Genomic DNA, 7367 nt, shown 5'->3' with positions numbered 1-7367 from the left:
ACGCTTTTTAAAATATTTAAAGCGGCATTAAAAATGAATTTTATAGCAGTCCAACCAAGTTCGAATGCTTTTTTCCAGAAATTAATGTAAAACTTTATAACTGCAGCTATACCGCGCCAAGCTGCTTCGAGTATTTTTCCTATAAATGATACGGAAGCATGGAAGACTTTTTTCGTTCCTTCCCAAAATCCAGAAAAGAACTTGGATAACCCATTCCAAGCGGATTTTGCACCTTTTACAGTAGCATCCCACCCCTTAGAACAAGCGTCACCTATCCATTTCACGGCTTGTTTTGTATATTTAACAACTGAATCCCAATTTTTGTAAATCAAATACACTAATCCAACAACTGCAAGTATGGCAATCGTCCAGGGATTCATCAGTAATGTCATTGCAGATCTTCCAAGTATAGCGAGCGCTTTACCTATTGCACCAAACATCCCAATAAGTTTAGGTCCTAGTTTTAATATACCTGTAAATAATAAAGGAACCTTAGATAATACCGGTACTAGGAATCTGAACGAACCGACAAATGCACCAACTCCACTTGTCATGAATCCCATCATGGCAATTAGTGGACCTAATACAGCAACCATACCTAAAATTGCTACGATACCAATTTGGATTGGCTTTGGTATAGAACTAAAAGCTTTTGCTGCTAATTCCACAGCTTTTATAATTGGAGGAAGGGCTACTTCTGCAATATCAATAATTGCTTGTCCGACTGGCTCTAATGATGCCATTGTAGTACGCATAAGTTTCTGCCAACGAACACCAAAGGCTTCTTGCTGCGTCTTCTGCATTTTGCCCATTGCACCCTCAACATCACCTAAGGCACCACTTGCATTATTAAGCCCTAAGACGGCTTGAGCGCCCATGTCTTCCCATTTTGTCATTTTTGTTATCGTAAAGGCTTTTTATCCTCTACTTCTTGCACTTCATATTAATGCAAGTTCGGCATATGTTTTCACTTATCAAGTGTTGCGGTCTCTTGGAAGGATTATATCTTTTCACCTTCTATGCTCTGCCCCTGGCTATACTTTGTATAGTCTTCGGTTCAAGTTAGGAATCTCACCCTTCTTGCTTAATACCGCAATTTTACTTCGGCACAATTTATCATCTACCGAATACAGCAACACCAAGTTGATTGGCTTTTACTTTGTCATCCATTTTTCCTAAATCGCCAAGTACTGCGTTAAATACATCTGCAGCAGTCCCTTTACCTTTGTTGAAATTATCCCAAACCTTTTGAGTTTCTGGAGTCATTTCCGCAAAGGCATCAGATACACCTTTAGATCCATCTTGTACACGAATACCAAATTCTTTTACTAAGTCGTTTATATAATCAAGGTTATAAGAGCCATCGCGCGTCCCGTTCGCCATGATAGTAAACATCTCTTCTGCAGAGAATCCAGCTTGTTTAAATAATGGTGCGTATTCAGATACGTTATCAAACATTTCGTTCGAATAGTTCAATCCTTCTTGTCCACCTGCAGCAAATAAATCAAATGCTTCCTTGGAAGAAATACCGAACTGATTCATTAACTGTCCTGCACCACGAGTAACTTCATTGATATCAGAATCGAAAGTTTTTCCTAGTGTCATAGCACTCTTTGTGGCTTCTTCTAATTCTTCGTGAGGAACTTCTTTCATATTCTGATACACTTTTATAAGTGATTGATCTACTTCTTCAATACTTTGGCCAAATCCATCCTTCCAAGTTTCCTTTGCGATTTTACCTAAGTTTTCAGCACCTTTTTCAGTAAGACCTAAAGAAGATTGGATGTTTCTTTGAGAAGCGTCGAAATCAGATGCTACTTTAACAGCTGCCGCACCAATACCAGCTAAAGGTAATGAGACACCAGCAGTCATGTTAGTACCAACATCTTTCATTTTGTTACCTACATGACTTATCGACTCACCTGCTTTTTGGAATTTATCATGCATTCCATTTGCAGTTTGTTGTACGCGGTCTTCAAATTGTTGTAAATCCTTATAAGCACCTTCTGCTTTAATACCAATTGTTCCGAACAACTGGAACATTTCAGCGAGCATTTACGCACCCCCTTCGCTGGGGTTTATTACCCTTTTTATTCCTCATCGTCATCTTGGAATTGAGCCATGATTTGCTCAACGTGCGCTTCACATTCTTCTTTAGTCCACACTTCACCCATCTCATAAGAGAAATCTGTATCTTCTTGAGAACCAGCAAGCCCGAATGCTTGAAGGTAATCGTTAAAAGTAGTTCCTTCTTCTAATTGACGGGTTTGAAATCCGATGAACGCCATCTTCTTCCACTCGTTTAATTCTTCTTGCTGCTCTTCTTGTGCAATGAAAGAAAATAAGTCCATTAAACGCGAATAAGGTATAGATAAGACATATTCATCTGTCCACCCATACCGTTTTTGGATCTTATCGAAAGCACGTAACATATTTTGTTCTGCTTCCTCTAAATATTCATCCTCGTTTACGCTTGGATCGGAGCCGCTGCTGATTTGCCCCATTTCTCGCTCTGTACTTTCACTAGTCCCTGTACCTGGTCGAAAAAAGTCATTAAGTCTTCACTTTCTAGTAACCCTTGAATAACAGCAACCATTGCTTCTGGAGGTAGTTGGCAAAATTCTTCTTTCTTAGCTTTCAATAAACTTGCAAAGAACTCTGTGAAATCATCCTCACAAGCAGGAATCATTGTAAGTACACGTAAGGCAAACTCTAATCCTTTTTGCTTTTGCTGCTCTTTAAGTGCAGCCAACTGCTTTTGTTTTTCCTCTTCTGGAAGAGAATCCGCTGCTTTAGTTAGTTCGTCCATTTCATTTTTAGCTTTTCCGAAGTCTGCAAAATCAGCTATTGCATTACGTCCAACTTTAGAAATGATTTTAGCGAATCGCCAAACATCTGTTACATTTAAGCGACGCATTACAATTTTTTCACCTAAAATAGTAATTTCCGTACCGTTATTCATCATTTTTTCTAAAATAGATTTCATTTCGCTCTCTCCTTTTAGCGTTTAGCTAGTTGTATGTAATAGAAAACCGACTACCATTTACGCGGTAGCCGGTGCTTTAGTAGGTGCTGCTGCTTTCTTTTTCTTTGGTAAATAGATTTCGTAAGGCGGTGTATTCGGTGCAGATTCACTGTAATGACCAATGAATTTACATTTCAAGCCAACTGTTCCCTTACCATCTTTCAAATCAACTTCAATAGATGAAACGACTAACGCATTTCGAACAACGAAAATAACCGGCAAGGTGCTTCCCGAAACCATCCCAATCAAAGCAATATCGTGATAACTTGAGTCAGGAATTTCATTTGAAGGCTTCATAATATCGTAATCAGTTTCTGTTGTAGAATCTACTGTCATTCCAGGTAAAGCTAACTGCAGGTTCTCTTTTGTAAATTCTACTAATGTAAGTTCAATATGCGGTTCATCTTTTAATAACCATTTACCACGCACCATTTTACCTAGTACACCATCAATATCTGCATCGTAGTACTCACGATCAAAGCCCACTTTCGTACCACCGGTAGTTGCTCCAACCATTTCCCCTAGTTCTTTTACGCTTTTAAAGCCTTTGTACATAACACCAGGGCCAATAACGAAATTATCAGTAGTTCCTTCTCGAACACCGTTAATTAATTTCCAGCTCATTTGTTCTACCCCCTAATACAAGTCCGTTCGTATGGTTCGGACAAGAAATTTCGTATTTATATGAATGATAGATGGGTCTTCATCCGGCACTGGCAGTTTACCTGCACGATGTATAGAAAGTATCCCATCATCTTTTAAACCAACTTCTCTATCTAGTAACTTCTCAATACGTGTAGCAATTAACTTCGCCTTATCATAATCCCCATTATCACAATACACGTCGAAATTTAGAATCATCCGGTCTATAATTTCAACGTCATCTGGATTATCTGCTTCAATTCTCATAACTACATAAGGCATTTCCATATCATCTTGTGCAGTTTGGAATGTAAGAGCAGGGCCTTTGTCCTCGCCTTCACCGTATTCTGATAGATTGGCTTTTATTATTTCATCGTTCTCTACAAGCATTCTAATAGCTGCAATAGCAGTAGACATACATTATCCTCCCATCATTCTTTTAAGTTCTCTGCGTTGTCTTTCGAATGACTTTAATAAGAATGGACGGGCTTCCATATTACTTGTACCATTTTCAAGCCATATTGCTTTTTGCAAGTCACTTCCTACTGCACCCAATACTTCTGATTGTGATCGTTTAATATTGTATTTAATTGAATTTAGCAAATCACCTGTACGAACAGCAGGAGCTTCCCCTGGTTTAGAAGCAGTATATTTACGACTTGTATGTGGTATCTTGTATTGTTTACCGCTACGGCTACCTGTGAGATTCTTTTTAACTTCATTTTGTAAATGAATAGATGCTGCTGTTACTTTTTCAACACACATAGCATTAATATGCGCCTTTACTTGCTCCATATTGCTAGAAAACTCAATTTCTACTGAATTAGCCATATAGAATCACACCTTTTCGCAATAAATCTCAATGTGATGATTCATAAATGCAGGATTACGCGGTTCTCCTTTTACTTCAAACGTATAATCAACACCTAATTCCTCATTTTTGAAATGAATACGATCATTAGGCTTGATTTTGTAAGAAGCAGGTGCATATATCTTAAAGGTTGTATCGAAATTCTGTTTATCACGCTTAAATCTCTCGTTATCAGCAGCAGAATTAGTAGTTACACGACAAATCATATTCTCATAAATGTCTTCTTCTACTTCTGCATAATTACCAGAGGATTGTTTCTTTTTCGTTCTTCGTTTTACAACTACTTCATGAATATATAAATCATCCATTTCACCATCGTCAAAGTACATACTCATGTAGCCATCACCGGCTTAACTCTTGACCTAAACGTTTTTAAACCATTGAGTATCTTATTGTTTGTAGCAGGTTCATCTAACGTTTCTGGGCTAATCTGGTACGAATAATCACCAATACTTTCCGAGGTCTTCATTCCTTTTCGCTGTAAGTTAGCACGAACTACTGCAGCGATAACTAAATCAATAATACATTTCCTCATAAGTACCTGCAGATCATCATAATCTTGTATCTTATATTCGAATTCATATAATTGATTTTCGGACAAACCATAAACAATACGCCCATTTACAGTAATAGAATCGGTCATATCTTGCTTAGAACTAACATGGGTTACTTTTGCTATAGATTCAGCAGGAAAAGAAAGCCAAGCTAGTTTACTAGTATGGATGATTTCTTTCATCGGGTTCTCTGGCTTGACTCTTAAGTACTTTTTCGCAATAACCGTATAGTAATCTATTAGTTCTTGAATAACTGTATCAGGCATTTTCTGCACATTTACGCGGTCTTTAATGTCCTGTATGGTAATGTCCATTATGTTTCTTTCTCCTTCTTATCGACTTCTTTTACCAGTTCAAAATGTCCCGTACTTACAAGGTAATCAGCTTTATCATTTGCAACTGTTTCTTCTTGGCCATTTTTAAACTTTTGTCCATAAGCGGTGTATGTTCCACCGTATCGCAGCGTAACTACTTTCATAATTAACACTCCTTTCTCGAATGTAAACTAATCAATGAAAGTTTACATTCGAATTTTTGGTTTTATTGATTCTGTCTCGTTTTCCGTTAAAAACAAGAAAATATCAAAAAAGTATACATTCAAAACCCTAATAACAAAGGGTTTATTCCCATAAAAAATACGCCTGGATATTAAGCTCCAAACGTATCCGGAATATTTGTTAGAATTGCTACTGCATCCATTTCTTGAATTACAGCATCATCATCAAAGTGAATTACATAGAATCGTTTATCTTCCATTACTGCAGTTTTACCTTCTGTTGTTTTACGAACACGAGTGTCGTATGTATTAACTGCAATGAAGTTTTTTGGATCCGCAAGAATAATAACATCGTCTTCTAAAGATGGAACCGTAACAATTCCGTATCCCATTGGTTTATTAACTTGGTCTCCTGCTCCAAGTAACGCAGCATCACCAGCGCCAGTAGGACGATTTGTTAAATACTCAATCCATTTCTCTCTACGACTTGGAGACATAATCCAACGTAAATTGCTGTTTTTATATTTATTTGGCATCGCACCGGATAAAGCGAAAATAGAACCTTTTCCAAATCCATTCGCTGCCGCTGCTTCACCTGTACCAGTTACTAACTTAGCGTGATCGACAATATGAGATTCTTTCGATTTCTTGATTTTTTTCAACCATCCATCATTGATAGATAGCATTCCGTCTGAAGAATCTGTATCGCCATTCCAATGTAAATCTTCTAAATCAATACCTAATTGAGTAGACATGAGGGCCATTACGGTATCTTCATACCCTTCACCTTCAATATTTTCACGGAGTAATTCTTCTGTAATCTCCCAAGGTAAGCGAATAGCCTTTGTATTGTACTCAATTTTAGAAGTTTGAACATTTGCACGATAATTATCATCACTATTTTCTGTTTTCTTACGTAAGATACGGCCACCAATTGCAATTTTATCTAATTCACCTTGTTTTGCTTTACGCATTTCTTTACGGTGTAATTGTGAGAATGGTGTTGTATCGAATGCCATTCGGAAGAATTCCTTACTTTGTTCTGGATTTAATAGCCCAGCATCTGTCCCTCCTGTCGTCATTGTGCTTTTTGCGATTCGTTGCATATGAGCTAATAATTCTGTGTTAGTCATTGTCATAGTGGTAATCCTCCCCTTACAGGTTTAATCCTGCCCATTTAGATTTTTTAATTGGTTGTTGTCCTGGTGTAACTTCTACATCTGGATCTAAACCTTTACGAATAGAAGCAGCGTTTTCGATATTTTCAAGACGTTTTGTAATCGGCTCTAATGCTTTCTGGATAACCGCAGCAGCTTTCTCTTCTTCTGTTTGTTCTTCCGGTGTCGGTTCTGCTTCTTCACCATTCACTTGTTTTTCAATCTTTTCTAACTTGGTAGCTAGTGGTGCTACTGCTTGTTTAACAATTTCTGCAATGTCTTCTGCTTTCATTTCATCTTCCTCCTGTGGTGAAGCAGCTTCTTTTATTTCAGTAATTAAAGCTAATGCTTCATCTAATTTCGTATGATTCTTTTGGGACAATACTTTCCCAGCTTTTTTAATATTTTCTAATAAGATTCCATCTGCTTGTACACTATCTTCTGATTTCGCAATGGTATAACCGCCTTTAATAGAAGAAAGGATTTCCTTCATATCATCAAGAGCAGTCACCATTCGGTCGATATCGGGATTATTCTCCCAAATCTCCCAATAGAACACATCTTCGAACAAATTAAAAACGGCACGTAAATCACGGTTCTGCCTTTCGTCTACAAAACGATC

The 7367-nt window shown here is 37.6% G+C and carries 9 protein-coding genes and 3 pseudogenes; all 12 read right to left on the bottom strand.

The annotated features are described in order from the left end of the window. A pseudogene (locus MR079_RS27010) lies at window positions 1–896 on the bottom strand (hypothetical protein); the annotation flags it as partial. Window positions 897–1122: 226 nt separating this feature from the next. Beyond that, a pseudogene (locus MR079_RS27005) lies at window positions 1123–2055 on the bottom strand (phage tail tape measure protein); the annotation flags it as partial. A gap of 35 nt (window positions 2056–2090) precedes the next feature. Next, a complete protein-coding gene (locus tag MR079_RS27000) occupies window positions 2091–2504 on the bottom strand; it encodes a hypothetical protein (protein ID WP_242294977.1) in 414 nt (137 codons plus the stop codon). Further along, on the bottom strand, window positions 2468–2986 hold the full coding sequence (locus MR079_RS26995) for a hypothetical protein (RefSeq protein WP_242294976.1): 519 nt from the start codon (window positions 2984–2986) through the stop codon (window positions 2468–2470). Before MR079_RS26995 ends, MR079_RS27000 begins: the two co-directional genes overlap by 37 nt. A 57-nt stretch (window positions 2987–3043) precedes the next feature. After that, window positions 3044–3649: a hypothetical protein gene (locus MR079_RS26990; protein ID WP_242294975.1), complete on the bottom strand. Its 606-nt coding sequence runs from the start codon at window positions 3647–3649 to the stop codon at window positions 3044–3046. 12 nt (window positions 3650–3661) lie between these two features. Beyond that, window positions 3662–4084, bottom strand: a complete 423-nt coding sequence (locus MR079_RS26985) for a hypothetical protein (protein WP_242294974.1) — start codon at window positions 4082–4084, stop codon at window positions 3662–3664. A 3-nt stretch (window positions 4085–4087) separates the two neighbouring features. Next, window positions 4088–4498, bottom strand: coding sequence for an HK97-gp10 family putative phage morphogenesis protein (locus tag MR079_RS26980; RefSeq protein WP_242294973.1), 411 nt, complete (start codon window positions 4496–4498; stop codon window positions 4088–4090). Between the two features lie 6 nt (window positions 4499–4504). After that, on the bottom strand, window positions 4505–4873 hold the full coding sequence (locus MR079_RS26975) for a hypothetical protein (RefSeq protein WP_088302695.1): 369 nt from the start codon (window positions 4871–4873) through the stop codon (window positions 4505–4507). Continuing rightward, complete coding sequence (locus MR079_RS26970; protein ID WP_242294972.1) at window positions 4870–5406, bottom strand: hypothetical protein; 537 nt, start codon at window positions 5404–5406, stop codon at window positions 4870–4872. The genes MR079_RS26975 and MR079_RS26970 overlap by 4 nt, the downstream gene beginning before the upstream one ends. Further along, window positions 5406–5570 carry a YqbF domain-containing protein gene (locus MR079_RS26965; RefSeq protein ID WP_000869887.1) on the bottom strand — a complete coding sequence of 55 codons (165 nt, stop codon included), beginning with the start codon at window positions 5568–5570 and terminating at the stop codon, window positions 5406–5408. Before MR079_RS26965 ends, MR079_RS26970 begins: the two co-directional genes overlap by 1 nt. A gap of 170 nt (window positions 5571–5740) precedes the next feature. Continuing rightward, a complete protein-coding gene (locus MR079_RS26960; RefSeq protein WP_242294971.1) occupies window positions 5741–6727 on the bottom strand; it encodes a phage major capsid family protein in 987 nt (328 codons plus the stop codon). 16 nt (window positions 6728–6743) lie between these two features. After that, window positions 6744–7367: pseudogene (locus tag MR079_RS26955) on the bottom strand (XkdF-like putative serine protease domain-containing protein); the annotation flags it as partial.

This window comes from Bacillus cereus group sp. BfR-BA-01381 (assembly GCF_022663555.1).
GTDB classification, from domain to species: Bacteria; Bacillota; Bacilli; order Bacillales; family Bacillaceae_G; genus Bacillus_A; species Bacillus_A pacificus.
The sequence above is the reverse complement of the archived record's forward strand: the minus strand, read 5'-3'. Positions and strand labels throughout refer to the sequence as shown.